The sequence below is a fragment of the Chromohalobacter nigrandesensis genome (genome assembly GCF_023061285.1).
GTDB lineage: Bacteria > Pseudomonadota > Gammaproteobacteria > Pseudomonadales > Halomonadaceae > Chromohalobacter > Chromohalobacter nigrandesensis.
Window position 1 is genome coordinate 105,590 of sequence record NZ_JAKGAM010000002.1, and the last position, 21,033, is coordinate 126,622.

Consider the following 21,033-nt stretch of genomic DNA (forward strand, 5'->3'; position numbering starts at 1 on the left):
CGGTATAGGTATCAAACCTCAGGCCTCGGTCAGTGCCTCTTTGATGCTTTCACCGGCCTGTCGCCTCACCCGCATGAAAGGATTACAGGTCGCGCTGGTGCCAAAGGGCATGCTGCCGGGCCCGCCGGCACGCTCGATGATCGGCGCGATGAGCCGTTTGTAAGGCCATTGCTCCCCCTCGAAGAGCTGCTCCTTGAGCATTTCTCGATCATGATCGTCGAAGAGCAGAGCGTCGATTCGAGTTTCGAGACGCATCGCCATTTCCCTCCACAGGTCATCCCGCGACAGCGTGTAGTGATCCGCCAGGGTATCGATGATCGCGCGCAGATTGACCTGGATCGCCAGTGTCTGCAGCCAGAACAGCAGAGCCTCTAAGCTATCGTGATAGAGAGTGTTGGCATGGCCGGGCTTGATGCAGTAGCAAGGGTCCTGCATGCCGTGCCGCTCGAGGCGTTCGACGCTGATCCTCAGCGAATCGTGATCGCGCAGCAGCAGTCCCTGGCACTGGCCGTCTCTGAAGACCAGCACGGCGTTCTGGCCATGCACTTCCGCCAGCATGCCGAGCCGCAACATGCGCAGGTTGATGTCGAAAAACACCTCGCAGAGCTCGCCGAATAGCCCCTGCACCGAGACAGCAGTGGCCGCCATGCCGCGCTGCGCCAGCCAGTCGTCGACCACATGGTGCTCGCCGCCCGGTAGCGGAGTGCCCAGGGTCGCCATGGGCACTAAACGCACGCCCGGGTCATCCAGCAGTTCGGGGGGATAGCTACGCACCATGGCGGACAGATGCCTGGGAGCTTCGTCGAACAGCGTCGCCCCCTCCGGCATATACGCCCACCACTTGCCCTCGTCGCACAGATAGAGCGTCTCGGCGAGCCGGACGTCTTTCTCCCTGGCTTGGTGCAACAGGCGAGCGCTGAGATCGCCGTTGAGCATCTTGACCGCCGGCAAATAACGCGAAGCACCCAGCGAGTGAATGGCCATCGGCAGTTTCAGGAAATGCGGGCTCGCTGTGGTCGGCGCCAACGAGCGCAGCGAGGACGTCGCGAGCCAGGGCGCCGTGACCGACTCCAGCGAGACACAGTCCCCCATCGCGAAGGCCGCTTCCAACCAGTGAGGTAACGCATGCTCGTGCTGCCAGGGATGCACGGGGATAGCGACGTGAGTCCGGACCAGACCGCGCGCTGTCATCTCACGCTCGAGCGCCTTACGGTCTTCGTCATCGGTGAGCCACTGCACCGGCTCGGCACCAGCCTCGTCGACGCCGGCACCGGTCATGACCTGATCGCGGGCCAGCGCGACCCAGCGCAACGTGATAGGCGCATTGAATTCGGCCATGTAGGCACGATATTCATTCTCGCTGAGCCCCTGCTTGGCCTTCGCTGTGGGATGGTAGGGTCGGTCGAGCAACGATGCCCACTGCTCCATGATCGCGAAGTGCGCGGCCGTGTCACGGGAGGGCAGATCATGCGTTTCTACCCGGTGCGCCACGGAACTTTCCGCCTGCCAGAGGCTATCGGACAACGCCTCGAGGAACACCCGCTGTCCCTGCCCCAGTATCTGATCGTCATCCTGCGTCACGGCACCGAAGACACGGCGCATGAAGGTGACCGGATCAAGCGCATCCCACTCCCCGCTCTCGCGATCCAACAAGATCACCGGGGTTCGTGGCACCTTTTCCCACGCCTGGGCGATACCGGGCTGCAACAACATGCCAATCCCGTCACCTCGACCCTGCGGCCAGTGCCAGAATCGCGTCGAAGGATCATCGACATGGCCTTCGAACACCGGCAGTTGGGTGATCCAGTGATCAATCTCGGTGGTGGCCAACCAGGCGGCCCCTAAGTCATCCAGTAGTCCTTCGACCAGCAGACCGTCCACCAGCGACTGCATGATCTGCGCCTGGGCATGGCGCTGGGCATCGAGAGATTGCATGGTCGTGCGCTCCATGGGGGATTCGGAAATGGGAGTATCGGAAATGGAACCCTGCACCGTCGGTGACCTCATAAGCGGATCGCCTCGCTATCCAACGGCGCCCGAGCATCGTCGAGCGCTCGCTGCAGGGCGCGAAAGGCAATCCCACGCTCATCGCCCAGCATGAAGGCGCCGACGCCGCGCGCCTGCCACCGAGCCTTGGCTTCGGGATTACGCAGGAAGGCGCAATAAGGGATGCGATGCTCATTTGCAGTGTGCTGGACCGCTTCCAATGCCTGGACGACATCGGGATGGCCGGTCTGCCAAGTCACACCCAGTGACTGGGACAGATCTGCCGCCCCTTCCAGCACCATGTCGAGCCCCGGAACCGCACAGATCGACTCGATCTCTGCCACGCCGCGATGGCTTTCGATCATGGCGACCACCATGATCTCCCGATTGGCCTCGGCGACGTACTCGGCTAGCGACGCCTTGCCGAAGCTTCCTGGCCGCCCGGCATTGAGGCTGCGCTCGCCCTCTGGCGCGTACTTGCACGCAACCACGGCGCGCTCGAGGGTCGCGGCGTCTTCCACCTGAGGCAACACGATTCCCTGGGCACCACCGTCGAGAAGACGCAGCAGTGTCTTGGGGTCGGCATCCGCCACCCGCACCAGCGGTGTCAATTGGTAGCTCTCGGCGGTACGAATCATGTGCTCGACGGTTTCCGGGTTGATCAGCACGTGCTCGGTGTCGATCACCACGAAGTCGAAGCCCGCCTCGGCGATCAACTCGATGGAAGCGGCCGCTGGCAGGGAGGCCAGAATCCCATGGACCTCCCTGCCCTCGGCTAACGACTGCTTGAGTCGATTGGTCCTCAGCATGCCGCCTCCTCACCGGGCGCGAAAACTGCCAGCGGGTTGGGAACGTGCTTGACCTGGGGGGTGTCATCACCGAACAGGCGACGTCGGGTAAGGGCTTCCACCTCCCACCACGGTGCGAAGACATCGAAGCACCGGTAGCGCTCGGCATGCTGAGGATGGGCACGTTGATAGGACTTGATCGCGTCCGCCGCCATGGCCCAGAACCGCGACTCTTGCAGCCCGAAATGCCGCTGCAGAAAGATCGCCATCTCCGCCAGGGCAATGAAAAAGAAAGCATCGCAGGAATAGTCCCGAACCGCGTGCGGGTCATCAGTGACGATGAAGGAGTTGCGGTTGAGGGCAGCGTGGCGCTCGGGGACGGGCTCCAGGTCCGGCGCCAGCTCGGGGCGCGCCAGGTGCGAGGGGCTGAAGCGCACGCCATCGTGGAAATCCTTCAGCGCCACCCGGAGCGGCCAGCCGTCGCGATGAATGACCACGATATTCTGGCCATGGGACTCCATGCCCACGCCCTCGGCGAACAGCAGGTGGATGATCGGCCAGGTGGCGACATGCACCAGTTGCCGGGTCCAGGCGTCCAGTCCATGGTGTTCCACCCAGGGCGCGATGAAGGGGCTGACGGGCATTCCCTCGGCATCGCGAGTGAACTGGCTCAACCCATTGAAGGGCACGGCCTGCTCGCCGTCTTGCAGAAACTCGTCGATATTCTGGCGCCAGATAGCACCAACCTTGCCGTACACGTCGTGGTAACGAGCGTCCGGGAAGGCCCGCTCATCCAGCGCCACGCCCGCCACTTCGCCGAGAATCACGAAGCCTGCGGCGCTGGCCGTCTCGTCGGTCGCGATGAGCCGCTGGAGCCATTCGGTGATGACGGGGGCGTTGGTGACGGTATGGCGCGCCAGGATACGCGTGCTGGACGTATTGGTCATGCTCATCGCCAGCTTGAGATACGGCTGCTGCGTGTCCTGCGGCGCCAGAGTACGAATCGACTGCTGCGCGGTGTAGGTCGTCCCGCCCTCGCCGAGCAGGGCGACCTCACCGCGGGCGAGCTCCGGATAGAGTGCTGCCACCAGAGCGTTTTCCCACTGCCAGGGATGCACCGGCATCAGCACGACGTCGTCCCGCACCATCTGGCGCCTGGCAAGGTAATCGTCCAGGCTAGCCATCACCTGCGGGCCCGCCTCCTGTGCGATCCGCTCGGCGAGCGCCAGCCCGTCGATAGCTCCCCGATGCGCCAGGCGCGTCGGCACGACCAGCCACAAGACCTTCAACGGCTGGGCGAACTCCGGCCCGTAACGCTGATTGTCACGCAGTGAGAAACCCAGCCGTGACTTGTAGCAGGGGTGGTAGCTGTGCGCATCAGTGAAATACTGCTCGAGGGCGTCGGCATCCAGGGTCTGCGGAGACGCGTGACAGGGCACCGGCCACGCGGATGACTGCATGTCTTTGATCAGGGTCTGCGTCAGTTCATCGACGAAGCCGGGCTGGATCGCCACATCGCCCAGCGTCGCCTCGAGATCCTCGAGGAACTGCGGCAAGCTCACCGTCACGGAGTCATCCTCCGCCTCCTCGACCACCAGCGACGAGTGTTCGAGGCGAATCAGACGGAAGCTATGGCATCGCCAGCCACTGACCCGGTAGCGGCGCTTACCCAGGGTCAGGAAAAATATTGTGGCCCCGCAGCCCCCTGCCTCTGACTCGGCGACGGCCCCATGGGGCAGTACGTCCTCGTAGAGCAAGGTCTGCAAAAGCTGGCCGGCAACGCGCTGCTCGATGCGAGCGTGATGACGCCAGTCCGATGCATGGGCAAAGGGCAAGGCAGCGCACGGCCGAGCTTCGGCATTACCGTCGCTGGCCGAAGCCAGCGGCATGACACGTTCATGAGATGACATGATGCACCTTCAAAACCTGGAAAATTGACACGTGAAATCCCTCGCTCAGTTCACCGACTCGGCGTACTGACGCCTTCGACTCGAGGATTCGCTGTCCTCACGGGCGTTACGGATGAATATCTGATCGGGACGGGGATGGCAGAGGAAGTCCGCATGGGAGATGTTGTAGCCATAGGCACCGGCCAGCGGCAGTACCAATAGATCGCCCACCGCCACCCCGGACAGCGCCTGACGACGACTCAGCACGTCCTTGGGAGTACACAGCTGCCCCACCACCGTCCATGGCCGACGCTCTCCCTGGTTCACGCGGTGAGTGTCGCGTGGCAGGTGAACGACCGGATGATCGTGCCCTTGGGCGGCGGGCAGGCGGAACTGGTGCGTACCGCCTCGACAGACGACGAAGCCCTCTCCATGGCTGATCTTGGTATCGAGCACTTCGATCGCGTAGTAGCCGCAGAAGGCGGTGAGGAAACGGCCGATTTCGAAACGCACTCGCGGTGGCTCATGCATGGCCGCCAGATGCTGACCCAAAGCCTCACACAGGCCGGGCCAGTCGAACTGTTCGGACGGCTGGAGATAGTTCACGCCGATACCGCCTCCCACGTTGAGTTGGGTGACACGCTCGGGGTGGCGTGCCAACGCTCGCCACTGTGGCCAGCGCTCCAGGTAGGAGGCCAGCAGCCGCTGGTGACGCCGTTCGCATGTCTGGTGCGACATGGCGTGAACATGAAAGCCGACCAGCGTCAGGTTCGCAGCGTCATCGACAGCCCGGACGGCTTCGATCAACTGCGCCTCGTCGATGCCGAAGGGCGTGGCCGTGCCGGCCATCCTTAGACGACTGGAGAGGTCCTCGGGCAGAGCGGGGTTGATGCGTAGCAGCACCGGTTGCACGCACTCCAGCGAGGCCGCGACTGCCTGCAGGCGGGCTACTTCCCCGAGACTTTCGACATGCAAGGCCTCGACGCCTCGCGTCATGGCCTCATGCATGTCGGTATTCAGTTTGCCCGGGCCGGAGAGCACCCAGGGGCGCGGCGTCGAGCAGGCGCAGGCCCGCGCGATCTCGCCGCCGGACGACAGTTCCAGCCCGTCCACTACGGGTGCCAGCGTATCGAGGATGGCCGCCTCGCTATTGGCTTTGATGGCATAGTAGAGCTCGACGCCCGGGGGCAACGCCGCCTTCATGGCACGACCATGCGCGGCGAGCGCCGGAAGGTCATAGAAGAATGCCGCCATGGGCTCGCGGCACGCTTGTCGATGCGAGGCGATGGCATCGAGCACATACTCGGGAACGGTAACGGGCTCACCCATAGGCCACCTCCTGGCCCACGGCCCGAGTGACACACCAGGGATTGGGCAATGCCACATACTCGGCCTGGCGATCTGCCTGGGCCAGCAGCCGTAGTTTGAAGTTGGTCTTGCAGGGCAGGTCACCGCCTTCCAGCAGTGCATCCAGCTCGGGGGCGGACGTACCCAGGGTCTGGCGAACGCGATGCAGTTCGTCCAAGGTGTCCTGCCACAGCGCATCGCCGAGGGCCGGGCGCTGCCAACTCAGCGCCAGGATCGCTTCGGCGACATGATTGACGAGCAGGCAATAAGCGATACGGTTCCAGCCCTGCTCGCGAGAATAGGTCATCGACTCCCTGACGTGGGGATGCAGCGACTCTCCAGTGAGCCAGTCCACTCCCTTGTCATGGGTCAGCTTGACCCCTTCGAAGTCGCGCAGCAGCATCTGCCGGGGCATGCCCTGGTCATGGATCAGCACGCAATTCTGCAGATGGGGTTCCATGACGATGCCATGCCGAAAGAACAAGCCCATGACCGGTGCCACCAGCGTACGCAGGTAGGCCTGGAACCACGCACGGGACTGTGCTTCCGAGGGCAGTGCGTCGTGTCCCTCGGCTGACGTCGACCCTGCGATGAAAGACAACACCAGGGGCACCAACTGCGCATCGCGGGCAAAAAGCGTCGCGCTGAGCAGGCAGCGTTCCGGTCGGAATCGCTGACAGAAGTTTTCCCGCAGAATCACGCCAGTCTGCTCCCGAAACCAACGCTGATCGGCCTCGTCGCCCTGGGGCGGCGCCCAGTGAACCGTGGCCGGTTCCTGTGCCACGCATAGCGCCTCCAGTGCCGCGTCTTTCGACTCGGCGAGCCGATGCATGATGCGATCGATGACCAGCGTGCTTTCCAGCTCGTACCAAGCATTCTTGCGCACACAGTTGGTGATGCGCACATTGAGCGACCCCTTGATGAACCAGGGATGCCCCTCGAGATACCAGGTACGCATGGAAGCGGTAGGGGCAGCATGCCAACGACCCGGCCCGAGATCGCCGATCACCTTTTTCTGGATCATCTCTGCCACCCGGGCATCCTGGCGAAAGAGATCGGCCTGGACCGGGTGCATGCTAATCACCACACGATCGAGATCCTCGGCGCGGCGCTGATCTGCCGCATGCGACAACACATCCAGAGCGTTCAACCGATTGGCCTGGACGCTCAGCCCGGCCACGGGAAAAGAAAACTCGTGCAGGGCCGTGGTGGCACCGAACTCGGGGGAGTAAGCAGGTTTCTCGTCCTGCAGCAGTTGGGGCGGCCATTGCCGGGCTTTGGGCGTGGGATGATTGGGATGCCCAAACCAAAGCCCCTGCTCACTGCAACGGTAATCCGCCAACGGATGAAGCCTGGGCTGCCCGACGGCATGCGCGACGATCGCCGTCATGATGTCCTGGCTTTGCACGACTTGGTCGCACAATTCCTGATTGAGCGTGCCTTCATTCCACCGGCAGTGCTCCAACAGCGCAGCGATCAATTCCACCATTTCAGGGGCATGCCAGCCAGTACCCTCTGCCTCTCGCAGATAGACCTCGGAAAGATAGAAGTGACTACCGATGACCGAACGTCGGTCCACCATCACGAACAGCGACAACGATGCCGACCACTCGATCAGCAGGGGCATGCCGTGCACCTGCTCCGGAAGTCCATCGCGCCGAGTCGGCCATCGATGGAACACCGTGTCATGGGGGATTGCCACTTCCTTGATAATGCAATTCAGCAACGCATGCATGGATGCGTGTCGGCTTATCTCGCCAGGTAAGCGAGAGAAACGGGCGTAGCTCATGTAGCCTCCGCAACAATACCTTCCTTTTGAACCTCACCTGCCTCATGGCCAACCGTGCCGTCAGTGCAAGGTTTCTGCTGGCAAGTAAGTCCGCGCGTCCCTCGCTAGCCACGTTGCAACGTCATACTGAGTGGGCAACGTCCTACTGGATGGTCGTGCTTGTTATGTCGATCGAGTGGTGAGAACAGCGATACGCTTAGATCATCGGTGCCGATGCTTGGGTAGTCGCCGGCTCACTTGCTAATGAGAATGATTATAATAAAGATTAAAGTCAACGCTTGCACATGTCCGCCGCACGAATCATTAGCTCCCCCATCATGGTGGAAGAGCGAGTGGACCTACCCCGCAATATTGAAAATGAGAATTTTTTGTCTTACGGTTGCCAGCCTAAGGATCATCCCAACGAGCCACCTTCATGCCCTCAATACCTGCCAAGCCGCCGCGTCTGACAGGCGAAGCCCTGTGCGTCGGGTACGAATCGCAACGCGTACTGGATGGTGTCGATCTGGCAGTGGCCGAGGGCAAGCTGACGGTGTTGCTCGGCCCCAACGGTAGCGGTAAATCAACACTGCTGAAGACGCTGGCGCGCACGCTGATACCCAGTGCCGGGCAAGTCTGTCTCGATGGCAAGGATATTCACCGCCGCAATACGCGAGAGGTCGCCCAGCGCCTGGGCATCCTGCCGCAGGGCCCTTCCGCGCCGGAGGGATTGACGGTCCGGCAACTGGTCGGCATGGGGCGCTTTCCTCACCAGCGATTGTGGCGACAGGATGCCGAGCAGGATGCCCTGGCCATTCGCGAGGCGATGGCCTATGCCGACGTCACGGCGTTCGCCGAGCGCAGCGTCGATGCGCTCTCCGGCGGTCAGCGGCAGCGTTGTTGGATCGCCATGGTGCTGGCTCAGCAGACCGACCTGATCCTGCTCGATGAGCCCACAACCTTCCTCGACCTCAAGGTGCAGGTAGACTTGCTGGAGCTGCTATCCCGCCTGGCTCACGAGCACGGCCGCACCCTGCTGCTGGTGCTGCACGACTTGAACCTGGCGGCGGCCTACGCCGATCAACTGGTGATGATGCGTGAAGGGCGTATTGTCACCAGTGGCGCGCCTGGGGAGGTGTTCACGGCCACCAACCTCAAGCATGTCTTCGATCTCGATGCCCATGTGCTCGAGGATCCCGAGACTGGCAGTCCGATCTGCGTGCCACACAAGAAACGGGGATCCCACCGGCGTGCCCAACCCACCGCCCACCAACGTTGTGCTTCATGAGCCATCGATTCTGCGCCGATCTCAGCCGTGAGCGGCATGATCCGCTGGCCGGCAGTGCCGCGCACGTTGAGCGCAACCTCCTGATCAGTTGGCCTCGCGCCAAATGGACACGCAATCTGCGCCATGCCCACGACATGCCGGACAGCCTGGTACAAACCCTCGACGCCATCGCCGCCGACGGGCGGCGGGTCAATCTGATTCATCGGCGTGAACAGGCCAGCGACAGCCACCAGGTATTTCTGATGCCTGAACGCCGACGGTTTGTCGTGCCTCGCGAGGCACTGGAGGCGTTTCTGACCGCGTGGCAGTCAGGGGCGCCACTGACAGCATGGGAGGGAGAAGCGGTCGACCGCGACCTGCTGCTTTGCTGCACTCACGGCAAGAAGGACAAATGCTGCGCCAAGTATGGTCACCGGACCTACAAGCAATTGGCCCAGGTCGTCGCGGCATATGAGCTGCCCTTCGATGTCTGGGAAAGCAGCCATCTGGGCGGCTGCCGCCTCGCCGCCAGCATTATCCTGCTCTCACCGGTGCGCAAGTACGGCCGCATCACACCGCAGCAGGCATTACCTTTTCTCCATGCCGAGGCGCAAGGCCGTCGCTTTCTGCCCGGCTATCGCGGCGACTCCCGGCTGACACCCGCGCAGCAGTGTGCCCAGCTCGCAGTCCTGAGCTTTCTTGAACAACGATACCCGACGGCCAACCTGACGTTACAGGACGACACCGGCAACGAACACCGGCGACACATCCTGTGGCGATGGGAGCAAGATGGTGAGCATGGTCGCCTGCAGGTCATATGCGAAACGACGACGGTTCTACGTGTCGACACGTGCTCCGACCTGGACGACGGCCCCACCGAAAGCCTCGTCTGGAATACCACCGATATCTCAGCCGCATGACGCTGGATGCCGCTGCAAGCAGTCGCCGCCCGTCACACGTTGCCTGATGTGTCTTCGAGCCGAGCCACGGCGTCGCGGCTGACGCGATCGCGCATCTCGCCGGTCAATTCGCTCAACTGCCCTGCGCGCATCTCCAGTAGCCGGTCGGCGTGCTGGAAGTAGTGATCGTCGTGGCTGATGGCGAAGACGGTCTTGCCGTGTTCGCGCAGCAAGGGCAGCAGTTCTCGATAGAAGATGCGCCGGAACTGCGGGTCCTGATCCGCCGCCCATTCGTCGAGCAACAGGATATCGCGCTGCTCGGCCACCGCCAGCAGCAGCGCAAGGCGCTTGCGCTGCCCCTGGGAAAGCTGCGTGTCGGTCACTCGCCAGCCATCGAAATGCAGCTTCTCGCCCATCCCCAGGCGCGCGATCCAGGCGTCGACCAAGGCCGTGTCCGGCGCCTCGCCATCAGGGCCGATCACCTGATCGAAGAGGTAGAAGTCGGTGAATACGGCGGCGAAGCGACTACGAAACGCCTGCCAGCCGGCGTCATCGACGGGAACGCCATCGATGAGGATCTCACCGGCATACGGCTGATAAAGGCCGGTCAGCAGGCGCGCTAGCGTCGATTTGCCACTGCCGTTGCCACCGATCAGAAACACCAGTTCACCGCGCGACAAGGTGAGATCGACCGGCCCCACTTCAAAGCCACGGCCATGCTCGCCCGCAGCATAGGCAAAGGTCACGCCGCGCAGCTCCAGCGTCTGCCAGTCGCCGTGCGCGGCGCTCTCGCCGAACTCCGCGCGATACTCGGTCAATGCCAGTGTCCTGAGCTTGTCGAAGGCGACCTGGGCACTCAACAGCGTGGGCAATGCCCCCACCGCCTGGATCAAGGGCGTGCGCAGGAATAAAAGCGTCAGCGAATAGGTTGCCGCCACGTTGGTATTGGCCCAACCGAGGCCATTGGCGAGGAAGAACACCATGCCGATGGCGCCCAGCATCATGATGTTCGACCAGTTCACCGCGCTCAGGTGGAAGGTGTCGGAGCGGATGATGTGATGCCGATAGGCCTTGGCGTCGCGCTCGTAGACATCCTCATACAGTGACCGGGCACGGTCGCGATTGAGCGCCAGTTCCTTGCGGCCGTCGATCACCGCCTCGTAATCCTTGTAGAGCCGGTCCTCGGTGTCGCGCACCTTTCCCAGATGGCGATACACATGCGACACCAGATACCAGCCCCCCACCACGGTCACCGCCACCCATAGCGCAGTGATGAACAGCATCCCCGGCGAGAGCCAGGCCAGATACGCGGCCGACCCCAGCGTCAGGATGACCCCCTGCACCAGCTCGGGAAGGCGCACGAAGGCGATGGTGATATTACGAATGTCGCTGGATAAGCTGGCCAGCAGGTGCGCGCTGCCCAGCCGCTCGAGTCGTTCGATGTCGGTATCCAGAATCCGCTTGATGAGACGTCCGCGCAGACGATAGACGAAATGGTGGCCGAGCACGGTCAGCGCCAGTTGCGAACCCAGCGTGACCGCCAGCAGCAAGGCGATCAGCCCCAGGAACTGAGGCAGCACTAGAAGCGGGTCGCCCTGAGCCTCGATCAAGTACTGGTTGATGAAGGCGATGACCCCGATACCCAGCCCCGCGCTGGCCAGGCTCAACACCATGACGCCGATGAACGGCCAACGATAATCGCGATAGACGACGCGCAAAAGTTCCATGCAGTTCTCTAGACGTTATTTTGAAAGTGGCGACGCGCCGCGTTATACGCGACGTCGATGAATGTCAGCGTGGCCCACGATTCTTGCCAATTCTCGCGCCACGTCAAGGTAAAGGATTCTCGTTTTCGTATGCACGTTGCAACGCTTCACTGCGATTGGCGACAATAGCCTTCTAATATGGCACATCCCGCGACCGTCACGGCCGCATTCACAACGGCCCGTCCGCCCGCTGCACAACGGGCGCAGGCCTGAACCCTGACTCAGGCACACACATGCTCGCCCAACTCTTCGCTGTCATGGCCCCCGTGTTCGTGGGCGCCAGTATCGGATTTTTCTGGATACGCCTGGGATACGCGTATCCCACCGACTTCGTCACCAAACTGGTCTTCAATGTCGGCACGCCGTCATTGATTCTCGCCTCGCTCTCCGGCGCCAACATCGACGCCCACACCTTCGGGCGCACCATGCTGAGCACGCTGGGCGTGCTGCTGGTCATGGCGCTGGCCACCTGGCTGATGGCGATACTGCTGCGCAAGAACTGGCGCGTGCTATTGGCACCCATGATGTACCCCAACACCGGCAACATGGGCTTGCCGGTGGCACTCTATGCATTCGGCAGCGAGGGCTTCGCCTATGCCATCACCGTGATGGTGACGGTCGCCCTGGTGCAGTTCACCTTCGGGATCATGATGATCAGCCGCAGCAATCCGCTGAAGAGCCTGCTGCGCACGCCTACCGTGTATAGCATTCTGCTGTCGGTGGCCATCCTGCTCACGGATACCGACCTGCCATTGTGGATCGACAACACCGTGGAGCTGATCTCTGGCTTCACCGTCCCCTTGATGCTGATCACCCTCGGCGTCTCGCTGGCCAACATCCAGGTGCGCAGTCTGTCCTCGGGGCTCGCATTCAGCCTCATACGCACGGCGCTCGCCGTTTGCGTGGCCTTCGGCGTGGGCTGGCTCCTGGACCTTCCGCCCCTGGCGCAGAGCGTGCTCGTGATGCAGATGAGCATGCCCGTAGCGGTCTATAATTACCTTTTTGCACAACGTTCACAGCGCGAACCGGAATACGTCGCCAGCCTGGTGTTCTGCTCCACGTTGCTGGCCTTCATCTACGTGCCGCTGCTGCTGGCGCTGTTCATGTAGCCTGCATTCGCTGGCGCGGGGTGTGTAATTGCCAACGCACACATCTCTGTTATTCTTCCTAATGCACGCGACGCGCAGGAAGCGCTCGTGTTGTTGGCAACCGTTCAGGAGGAACCGCCATGAATTGGGATCAGATAGAAGGTCGTTGGACCGAGGTCAAAGGCAAAGCCAAAGCATCCTGGGGCGAAATGACCGACGACGAACTCGACCAGGTCGCCGGCAAGCGCGATCAATTGATCGGCAAGCTGCAGACCAAATACGGGATCACCAAGGAAGAAGCCGAAAAGCGCGCCGATGACTGGGCTCATTCGGTCTGATCGCGCATCTCGCCAGTCATTCGACACCCGCCGAATAGATAGAATCGACGAAGAAGGAGCTTCTCAATGCGCCACTCACTGCATCGCATGACGCAAACCGCCATTCTCATCGGCAGCCTGAGCCTGACAGGCGCCGCCCTCGCACAATCAGATACTCAGCCCCAAGGACTATATTCGGCTGACGAATTGATGGACGCCGATATTTTCCTCTCGGACAACCCCAACGAAGACGTGGGTGACGTCGAGGACGTGCTGCTGGGCGAGGACATGAGCGTTCAAGCCTTGGTCATCGACACCGGGGGCGTTCTCGATCTTGGCGATACGCATCGTGTCGTCGATCGCGACAACTTTACCCTCGAGACGCAGAACGCCGATGATCTCGATGACTTGGAGTATCGTGTCACGCTCGACATGACGCGCGATGAGGTCGCCAAGCTGCCTGAGTACGACAACGACTGGTGGCAGGATGCCAAAGGGCAAGCTCGCCAGGCATGGGACGATACCAAGCAGGGCGCCGAAAGCGCTTGGCAAAGCACCAAGTCGGCCACCGCCGATCTACTGGACGATGCCAGCGATGCCCTTAACGACAACTGATCGTCGGACTCTTCGCCTGTAAAGAGTGAAGTATCGAGAAGGCCCGCCATCAATGGTGGGCCTTTTTCATGTTGAACTGACGGCACACATATAATTGCCCTCCTACCTCGTGTGGGCTGAGGTATGGCGACCGAGCATGAAAAAGGCCACCCTAAGGTGGCCTTTTCCGCGAAGGTTACGTCGACAGTGATATCGAGCCTTTCGCTTACTGCTGCTGGCCTTGGACCATGCCCTGAACGCGCTGCATGAGCTCAGGATCCTGCTGGATCGCCTGACCAACGGCATTGAAGTCTTCGACGCTCATGCCGCTATCTTCAACAACACTGACCATCTCTTCATTGGCTTTTTCACGAAGCTCCTGCTGCTCGTCTTCGCCATCCGCGTTCTGAAGCTGCTCGGTGTACTTCTGGGAAACTTGAGAAATTTCCTCAGACGCATCGGCGAACTGTTGAAGCTGTTGATCAGAAAAATCCTGAGAAGACGCACCCTGAGTCTGGGTTGTCCCGCTTGCTGCCGGGTCTTCCTGCTGTGCCATGGCGCCCTGTGCCGCTACCATTCCGGTCGTCAGCATAGCCGCTGAAACAAGAGCAGTGATCCGTTGCATGAATACCTCCAGGTTATTGCGTGTGCGTGGCTATTGTGACGCCACTCTAGTGGGTGAGTTCACATTTTTCGTGTAACAGATTGTAAATTATCAAACAGTAGACAGCCAAACCAACATCGCCTCGATGCCATGACGCACTGTGGCCAGCTCGGGCGCAGCCATCGCCGCCTCGGGATCGTCGGGACAAGGGCGTGCCAACAGCGCCGCGCCATCGAAGTCTACATAAGCCAAGCGCGCTGTCAGTTGCGTCGGTTCACAGCCAAATGCACTGCCCGGCAAGAGCGCAATACCCGCTTCCTCAAGCAGCGCCGCAGTCAATTCGGCGCTGGTGGTAATCCCACGCGCTCGTAGTGCCTCACGGTATGCACCGAAATCGGGGAACAGATAAAAGCCGCCATCCGGCGCATGGGTGCGAATCCCGGTCGCCTCGAGGCGTTGCGCGCACCATTGGCCGATCATGCTCAACCACTGCCGCTGGGCGTCGAGATACATCTCCAGCGCCAGCGTGACACTATACGCGGTGATCGCCGCCGCCTGGACCGGACTCGCCACGCTCGACCAGGTTTCCGAGGCGATGCCCAGCAAACGTATCAGCAACTCATCACCCAGCGCCTCGGGCACATTCATGACGCCCAGGCGCCAACCGCCTGCGCCGCACCATTTGGAAAGACCGCTGGTGGTCAGGGTGCCCTCAGGGTAATCGCGTGCAAAGGAGCGATGCGCCCCGCGATGATCGAGCGGTCCGTAGATCTCATCAGAGAGCACCAGCACGCCATGACGCTTGGCGACCGCCGCCAGTTCACGCTGCATCTCGGGATCGTACGACAGGCCGGTAGGGTTGCCCGGCACGTTGAGGATCAAAAGCCGCAGGCCGGGGCCATGCTCGCGGCAATGCCGGTCAAGCTGTGCCGGCGTGATCAGCCAGCGATTATCGAAACTCGTTTCCAGGCGCACCGCCGGCTGTCCCGCCAGTCGCGCCTGCGGCGCATAGGACACCCAGGCCGGCGCCGGAATGAGCACCTCAGAACGCGGTAGGGCCTTCATCAGTGCAAACAGCAGCAGCTTGCTTCCCGGCGCCACCAACACGCGTTCGGCTCGCCAGTCGGTACCATCCATGTGGCGGTGGAAAGCTGCCACCTCATCGCGCAGCGCGGCCATGCCCTGCACCGGCAGATAGGCCTTGTCGGCGGCATGTTCGGCCAGCGTCTCCACCGCCGGGGCGAAGACCGGAAACGGCGATTGGCCGAAACCGAACTTGATGATGCGCCGCCCCTGCGTTTCGAGTAGACGCGACTGCTCGTTGATCAACAGCGTATCCGAAGCGGCGGTGGCGTTGTGATCATCGGCATAACCCCGGCCCAGCCAATCGGCGGCGCTGGGTGCGGGCCCCGAGACATCAGGGGATGTCGTGGAAGCAAGCATGGCAAACTCCTGAGAATATGGCATAAGGAAAGCAGCGAGAACGCTTCGAGGATGCCTTGCTCAGTCCATCAGCGCCAGCACGCCAACTGGCGAAGATGCGCATCACGCGCCTGCCTCGCCGCCACCGGCGTCAGCCATACCTCAGTGTCCGGCTGGCATTGCGCCAAGCGCGCGCAGGCCAGCGGCGTCAATGCGCCGAGACGCGGATAACCACCGATGGTCTGGCGGTCATTGAGCAGCACAATGGGCTGGCCATCGGCGGGTACCTGAACGGCGCCCAGCGGAATTCCCTCGGAGACCATTCCTTCGCCCAGGTAACGCAGTTCGGGACCGGTGAGACGCACGCCCATGCGATCCGCTCGCTGATCGACCTGCCATGGTGTGTTGAAGGCCTCGAATACGCTGGTACCGCTGAAATCGGCGATCTGCGCACCGCTCACCAGTGCCAACATCACGCGTTCTCCATCTCCAGGTAACGTGCCCATGCTCGAGGGCAGCGTGCGCTCGGCTCCGGTCGTGCCTGCCCATGTCAGGCAATCGCCTTCGTCCAGCACCCGCCCCTGGCCATCGAGCCCGCCCAGACTTTCGCGCACCGTACTCGCCACGCTACCCAGCACCGGCATGGCATCGAGCCCACCCGGGAAGGCAAGATAGGCGCGCAAGCCCGTCCGAGGACTCTCGAAGGCCAGGCGCTGGCCGGCAGAAATGGTGAAGCGCGTCCCCGGCGGCAATGGCGCATCGTCGAGGGTCGCGCCCAGATCCGCCCCCGTCAGGGCCAGCGTCGCCGAGGTCTCGGCATACAGAACCAAGCCGCCGACGGTAATTTCCACGCCGGGGGTTTGCGGCGCGTTACCCAGCAGCCAATTGGCCCATCCCAACGATACCCAATCGGCGGCACCGCCCTGGGTCACGCCGAGATGGCGCACACCGAAGCGTCCGCCATCCTGAACCAGCGCCAGCGGCCCCGCGCGTTCGACGATCAATCCCTTCATGTCTGGGCCTCCGTGGGGGTATCGCCGCGTTCGGCCAACGGCGTCGAATCGCCGCCTTGCTCGATGAACGCCTCGCGGGAAATTGCCTCGAAACGCACTTTATCGCCGGGCCGAAACAGGCTGTAGCCCTCGCGGTCGCGGCCGAACAGCGCCACAGGCGTACGCCCGATGATGTTCCAGCCACCCGGCGAGAGCGTGGGATAGACCGCCGTCTGGCGCTCGGCGATGGCCACGCTGCCGGCGGCAACTTGCTGGCGTGGCGTCTTCAGGCGCGGCGTGGCCAGCTCATCGTCGAGACGTCCCATGAAGGCGTAACCCGGCGCAAAGCCCAACGCGAAGACGCTGTAATCCCGCGCGCAGTGCCGAGCGATCACGTCCTCGTGGCTGACGCCCAGACGCTCGGCGATACGCTCGAGCTCCGGGCCGACACTGACGTCGTACCACACCGGGATCACATGCCGCTGACCTTCGCCACTCGTCGCCGGCGTCAAGCCCTTCAGCGCCTCGCTTACCCGGGCACGAGCAGCCTGCAGGTCCAGGCGTTGGATATCGTAGTGCACCAGCAGCGTGGTGTAGGATGGCACCAGGTCGATCAGCGCCTCGCCGAAGGCCTCGCGCAGGGCATGGTCGGCGGCCAGCATCCACGGCATGTGTTCCTCGTCGATGCTGTCGAAGAGGCGCACGATGAGACTGTCCATGCCTACCGTTTCGATACTCGGATCGTTCACCGGCTCACTCCCGTGCCAGGCCATCGAAGGCATCGCGAATGGCGCGCACAGCGGCCACCGACTCGGCATTATCGCCATGAACGCAGAGCGTATCGGCGGCCAGACGCAGCGCGCTGCCATCATTGGCGGTCAGTGTTTCGCCCTTGGCGAGCGTCACCGCCTGGGCCACGATGGTCTCGCGATCTTGATGCACGGCGCCCGGCTCGCGTCGCGACACCAGCCGCCCCTGAGGGTCGTAGGCACGGTCGGCGAAGGTCTCGAACCATAGCGTGACGCCCATTTCCTCGGCCAGCGCCCGCATCGGCGCCGGATCCGCCGTGGCCATGGCCAGCAGTGGCAAGCGGCGATCATAAGCCAGCACCGCGCGCATGGCGCCGCGCATCAGTTCCGGGTCGCGAGCCATGTCGTTGTACAACGCACCGTGCGGCTTGACGTAGCTCACGGTCGTGCCCTCGGCGCGACACATGCCCTCCAGCGCGCCGATCTGATACAGCATCATGTCCTCGACCTCGCGCGGCGTACAGGCCAGCGAACGCCGCCCGAAACCTTGCAGGTCGGGATAGGCAGGATGCGCCCCGACGCGGACGCCGTGTTGCACGGCCAGCGCCACGGTACGCCGCATAATGTCGGGGTCGGAGGCATGAAAGCCACAGGCGATATTGGCGCAGTCGACATAGGGCATGACCTCATCGTCGAGGCCCATTTTCCAGTTGCCGAAGCTCTCTCCCATGTCGCAGTTGAGAAGCGGTAGGGGCATGAACATGACCTCTTTTATTGTCGTCGGCTTTCATGATTTCGTTATTTCACTCTATGAAAGCCCGCGCGGCCCGGTCCAATCGTTTTTCGTGATGCGCGATATCGGTGGAACCTTTCATCGCAGCGCATGGGAAAACGAGTTGACGGCGCACAGCGCCGGGTTAAAGAATCACAGTTCACGAATGCCAATCACAACAGATCCCGAGGAGGCCTCCATGGCTGTCAGCGATCCCTTCCATCTTGCCGTGCAGGTCCGCGATATCGACGAAGCCCGGCGTTTCTACGGCGACTTCCTGGGCTGTCCCGAAGGTCGCTCATCGGAGAGCTGGGTGGATTTCGACCTTTTTGGTCATCAGTTCGTCTGCCACCTCAATCCTGCACTGAAGGACACCGCCGTCGCTAGCCACAAGAACCCGGTGGATGGCCATGGCGTACCGGTACCGCATTTCGGCGTGGTCCTCGAGATGAGTGCCTGGCAAGCCCTGGCCGACAAGCTGCGCGCACACGACGTGGCCTTCGAGATCGAACCCTACGTGCGCTTCAAAGGCGAACCCGGCGAGCAGGCCACCATGTTCTTCTACGACCCCTCAGGCAACGCCCTGGAGTTCAAGGCCTTCAAGGACCGCGAGACGCAGTTGTTCAAGAAAACATAGTATCCGCCGCCGCTTCCCTTCCGCCGCGCGGGGATCGCGCGGCGACCTGTGCAGGATCACCGATGTTCGACTTCAAGGAACTCGAGGCCTTCGTCTGGGTGGTGCGCTTGGGCTCGTTTCGCAAGGGCGCGACCAAGCTGCACGTCACCCAGCCGTCGATCTCGGACCGCATCACCCGGCTGGAAGACAGCGTCGGCGAGTCGCTACTCGACCGCTCGGCGCGTCCCGTGCAACCCACGCTTCGCGGCCGCGAGTTCTTCACGCATGCCGAGCGCCTGCTCGAGGGCCGCGACGAGGCCATGCGCCTGTTTCAGGACGAAGAATCGTTCTCCGGCACACTGCGTCTGGGAGTCATCGAGACCATCGCCAGCAGTTGGTGCCCGACCTTCATGCGTCGTCTGGCCGAGCGCTACCCACAACTGACCATCGAGTTGATGGTGGATATTTCCCCCTTCCTGCATCAACGCCTGGCCGAGAACGACCTCGACATGCTGTTCGCCATGGACGGCCTGGCGCCGGGGCTCTGCGCCATCCAGACGCCGCTTTGCACCTTCGAGATGGGCATGTTCGCGGCCCCCGAGCTGGCCGCCACACTGCGCCATGGCGACATGGAAACCTTCGCCGACACGGCGTTCATTTCCTTCAGCAAACAGGCACGGCCGTACAGCGAGCTGGTCGCCTACCTCACCGCACTGGGCATCGACACGCCACGCATTCACTCCACCAGCACGCTGATGACGATCATGCGTATGAGCATCGAGGGACTGGGCATCGGTGTATTGCCGGTTGCCACGGTTCGCGATGCCGTGGACGCAGGCAGCCTGGAACGCCTGACGCTGGAAGAACCGTTGCCACCGATGATCTATGACGCCATCTGGCGCCGCTCCAACTACCCGAGCTTCTGCGCAAGCGTGGCTCGCCTGGCCAAGCAGTGCGCCGCCGATTACGCCCAAGATCACGGAAAGCTTTCATCGCCTACCACTGTGAAAGGCTACGTCGATACTTGACATCAGAATTAACGATTTGACGCCAGTGCATCGCCACTTGAAGAATGAATCCGTCTTCCGAGTTCAATAACAATGAGGAATTGAACATGCGTACGATGCATTCTTTCGTCTGGCTGGCGGCAATCGGCTCGCTCGGCATTGCCGGCAGCGCCATGGCCGCGCAATGGAACCTCGCCTCTCCCTACGGCGATGCCAGCTTTCATACCCAGAATACCAAGCAATTCGCCGAGAACGTCGCCGACGCTACCGATGGCGAACTGGATATCAGCGTGCACAGCGGCGGCTCGTTGATCGCGCACTCCGAAATCAAACCTTCCGTTCGGCGTGGCACCGTGCAGGCGGGCGAAGTGTTTCTTTCCTCGCTCTCCAACGAATCGCCGATCTACGAAGTGGATACGTTGCCGGGGCTGGCCGGTAGCTACGAAGACGCCTACGACCTCTGGCAAGCCTCCAAGCCGATCATCACCCAGATGTTCGCCAAGGAAGGGCTGATGCCGCTGTATGCCGTGCCATGGCCGGCGCAGGGTATCTATACCGACTTCGAGCTGACCGATGTCTCGCAGTTCGAGGGGCTGCGTGTGCGCGCTCCCAACATCAACACGCAGCGCTTCGTCGAAAATCTCGGCGGCACGCCCACGGAAACCGAAGAGGCCGATATTCCCACCGCGTTCAGCACTGGGCGCGTCGACGCCATGATCACCTCGGTCTCCACCGGCAAGTCGATGTCCGCCTGGGACTATGTCTCGAATTACAGTGACGCCAACCTGTGGCTGCCCAAGAACATCGTGTTCATCAACAAGCGCGCCTTCGATCGCCTCGATGACGAGACGCAGCAGGCCGTGCTGGATGCCGCCGCCGAGGCCGAACGGCGTGGCTGGCAGGCCAGCCGCGAGGACAGCGCCGAGAGCGCCAAGGCCTTGAAGGAACATGACATCACGATTTCCAAGCCCAGCGGCCAGCTGGCTGATGATCTCGAGGCCGCCGGCGACTCGCTGTTCGAAGACTGGCAGGAACGCGCCGGCGATCAGGCCAAGACGCTGATCGAGCGCTACCGCAAACGCCAGGCCGCCGAATAACGCATCCACGCCTTGAAGCAAGACCTGCAAGCCCCGCTCACGCGTCGTTATCGACGGTGAGCAGG

Annotated in this window: 19 protein-coding genes; 8 read left to right on the forward strand and 11 right to left on the reverse strand. The window is 62.3% G+C overall.

What is annotated here, in order from left to right; genetic code table 11:
• Positions 1 to 18: 18 nt before the first annotated feature.
• Genes L1073_RS04025 through L1073_RS04045 form a run of 5 tightly spaced genes read right to left on the reverse strand, consistent with a single transcriptional unit; the run spans position 19 to position 7,637 of the window.
• Positions 19 to 2,007, reverse strand: a complete 1,989-nt coding sequence (locus L1073_RS04025; protein ID WP_246897045.1) for an IucA/IucC family protein — start codon at positions 2,005 to 2,007, stop codon at positions 19 to 21.
• On the reverse strand, positions 2,004 to 2,795 hold the full coding sequence (locus L1073_RS04030; RefSeq protein WP_246897046.1) for an HpcH/HpaI aldolase family protein: 792 nt from the start codon (positions 2,793 to 2,795) through the stop codon (positions 2,004 to 2,006). Before L1073_RS04030 ends, L1073_RS04025 begins: the two co-directional genes overlap by 4 nt.
• Positions 2,789 to 4,684: an IucA/IucC family protein gene (locus L1073_RS04035; RefSeq protein ID WP_246897047.1), complete on the reverse strand. Its 1,896-nt coding sequence runs from the start codon at positions 4,682 to 4,684 to the stop codon at positions 2,789 to 2,791. Before L1073_RS04035 ends, L1073_RS04030 begins: the two co-directional genes overlap by 7 nt.
• A 45-nt stretch (positions 4,685 to 4,729) precedes the next feature.
• Positions 4,730 to 5,992: a type III PLP-dependent enzyme gene (locus tag L1073_RS04040; RefSeq protein WP_246897048.1), complete on the reverse strand. Its 1,263-nt coding sequence runs from the start codon at positions 5,990 to 5,992 to the stop codon at positions 4,730 to 4,732.
• On the reverse strand, positions 5,985 to 7,637 hold the full coding sequence (locus tag L1073_RS04045; protein ID WP_246897049.1) for an IucA/IucC family protein: 1,653 nt from the start codon (positions 7,635 to 7,637) through the stop codon (positions 5,985 to 5,987). The genes L1073_RS04040 and L1073_RS04045 overlap by 8 nt, the downstream gene beginning before the upstream one ends.
• A 577-nt stretch (positions 7,638 to 8,214) precedes the next feature.
• On the opposite strand from L1073_RS04045, the gene L1073_RS04050 reads away from it, so the two are divergent.
• Together L1073_RS04050 and L1073_RS04055 are read left to right on the forward strand one after the other, a co-directional pair.
• Entirely contained in the window at positions 8,215 to 9,066 is an 852-nt protein-coding gene (locus L1073_RS04050) for an ABC transporter ATP-binding protein (protein WP_246897050.1), read from the forward strand.
• Positions 9,063 to 9,965 (forward strand): ferredoxin family protein, encoded by a 903-nt coding sequence (locus tag L1073_RS04055; RefSeq protein WP_246897051.1) that lies wholly within the window; start codon positions 9,063 to 9,065, stop codon positions 9,963 to 9,965. The genes L1073_RS04050 and L1073_RS04055 overlap by 4 nt, the downstream gene beginning before the upstream one ends.
• Before the next feature lie 32 nt (positions 9,966 to 9,997).
• Here L1073_RS04055 and L1073_RS04060 read toward each other — a convergent pair whose 3' ends face one another.
• Positions 9,998 to 11,671, reverse strand: coding sequence for a multidrug ABC transporter permease/ATP-binding protein (locus tag L1073_RS04060; RefSeq protein WP_246897052.1), 1,674 nt, complete (start codon positions 11,669 to 11,671; stop codon positions 9,998 to 10,000).
• A gap of 272 nt (positions 11,672 to 11,943) precedes the next feature.
• On the opposite strand from L1073_RS04060, the gene L1073_RS04065 reads away from it, so the two are divergent.
• The 3 genes from L1073_RS04065 (at position 11,944) to L1073_RS04075 (ending at position 13,730) form a co-directional block, all read left to right on the forward strand.
• Entirely contained in the window at positions 11,944 to 12,819 is an 876-nt protein-coding gene (locus L1073_RS04065; protein WP_246897053.1) for an AEC family transporter, read from the forward strand.
• Between the two features lie 119 nt (positions 12,820 to 12,938).
• On the forward strand, positions 12,939 to 13,136 hold the full coding sequence (locus tag L1073_RS04070; RefSeq protein ID WP_246897054.1) for a CsbD family protein: 198 nt from the start codon (positions 12,939 to 12,941) through the stop codon (positions 13,134 to 13,136).
• Positions 13,137 to 13,202: 66 nt separating this feature from the next.
• Positions 13,203 to 13,730: a PRC-barrel domain containing protein gene (locus L1073_RS04075; protein WP_246897055.1), complete on the forward strand. Its 528-nt coding sequence runs from the start codon at positions 13,203 to 13,205 to the stop codon at positions 13,728 to 13,730.
• A gap of 205 nt (positions 13,731 to 13,935) precedes the next feature.
• Here L1073_RS04075 and L1073_RS04080 read toward each other — a convergent pair whose 3' ends face one another.
• From L1073_RS04080 to L1073_RS04100, 5 genes are all read right to left on the reverse strand, one after another.
• A complete protein-coding gene (locus L1073_RS04080; RefSeq protein WP_246897057.1) occupies positions 13,936 to 14,334 on the reverse strand; it encodes a DUF4168 domain-containing protein in 399 nt (132 codons plus the stop codon).
• A gap of 90 nt (positions 14,335 to 14,424) precedes the next feature.
• Complete coding sequence (locus tag L1073_RS04085; RefSeq protein ID WP_246897058.1) at positions 14,425 to 15,756, reverse strand: pyridoxal phosphate-dependent aminotransferase; 1,332 nt, start codon at positions 15,754 to 15,756, stop codon at positions 14,425 to 14,427.
• A gap of 68 nt (positions 15,757 to 15,824) precedes the next feature.
• Positions 15,825 to 16,748, reverse strand: coding sequence for a 5-oxoprolinase subunit C family protein (locus L1073_RS04090; protein ID WP_246897059.1), 924 nt, complete (start codon positions 16,746 to 16,748; stop codon positions 15,825 to 15,827).
• Positions 16,745 to 17,476 (reverse strand): 5-oxoprolinase subunit B family protein, encoded by a 732-nt coding sequence (locus tag L1073_RS04095; RefSeq protein WP_343322457.1) that lies wholly within the window; start codon positions 17,474 to 17,476, stop codon positions 16,745 to 16,747. The genes L1073_RS04090 and L1073_RS04095 overlap by 4 nt, the downstream gene beginning before the upstream one ends.
• Positions 17,477 to 17,480: 4 nt before the next feature.
• Complete coding sequence (locus L1073_RS04100; RefSeq protein WP_246897060.1) at positions 17,481 to 18,233, reverse strand: 5-oxoprolinase subunit PxpA; 753 nt, start codon at positions 18,231 to 18,233, stop codon at positions 17,481 to 17,483.
• A 214-nt stretch (positions 18,234 to 18,447) separates the two neighbouring features.
• On the opposite strand from L1073_RS04100, the gene L1073_RS04105 reads away from it, so the two are divergent.
• The 3 genes from L1073_RS04105 to L1073_RS04115 all read left to right on the forward strand — a co-directional run bounded on the left by L1073_RS04105 (position 18,448) and on the right by L1073_RS04115 (position 20,968).
• Positions 18,448 to 18,885, forward strand: a complete 438-nt coding sequence (locus tag L1073_RS04105; RefSeq protein WP_246897061.1) for a VOC family protein — start codon at positions 18,448 to 18,450, stop codon at positions 18,883 to 18,885.
• 62 nt (positions 18,886 to 18,947) lie between these two features.
• Positions 18,948 to 19,892, forward strand: a complete 945-nt coding sequence (locus tag L1073_RS04110; protein ID WP_246897062.1) for a LysR family transcriptional regulator — start codon at positions 18,948 to 18,950, stop codon at positions 19,890 to 19,892.
• A gap of 95 nt (positions 19,893 to 19,987) precedes the next feature.
• Positions 19,988 to 20,968 carry a TRAP transporter substrate-binding protein gene (locus L1073_RS04115; RefSeq protein WP_425531569.1) on the forward strand — a complete coding sequence of 327 codons (981 nt, stop codon included), beginning with the start codon at positions 19,988 to 19,990 and terminating at the stop codon, positions 20,966 to 20,968.
• Positions 20,969 to 21,033: the final 65 nt, after the last annotated feature.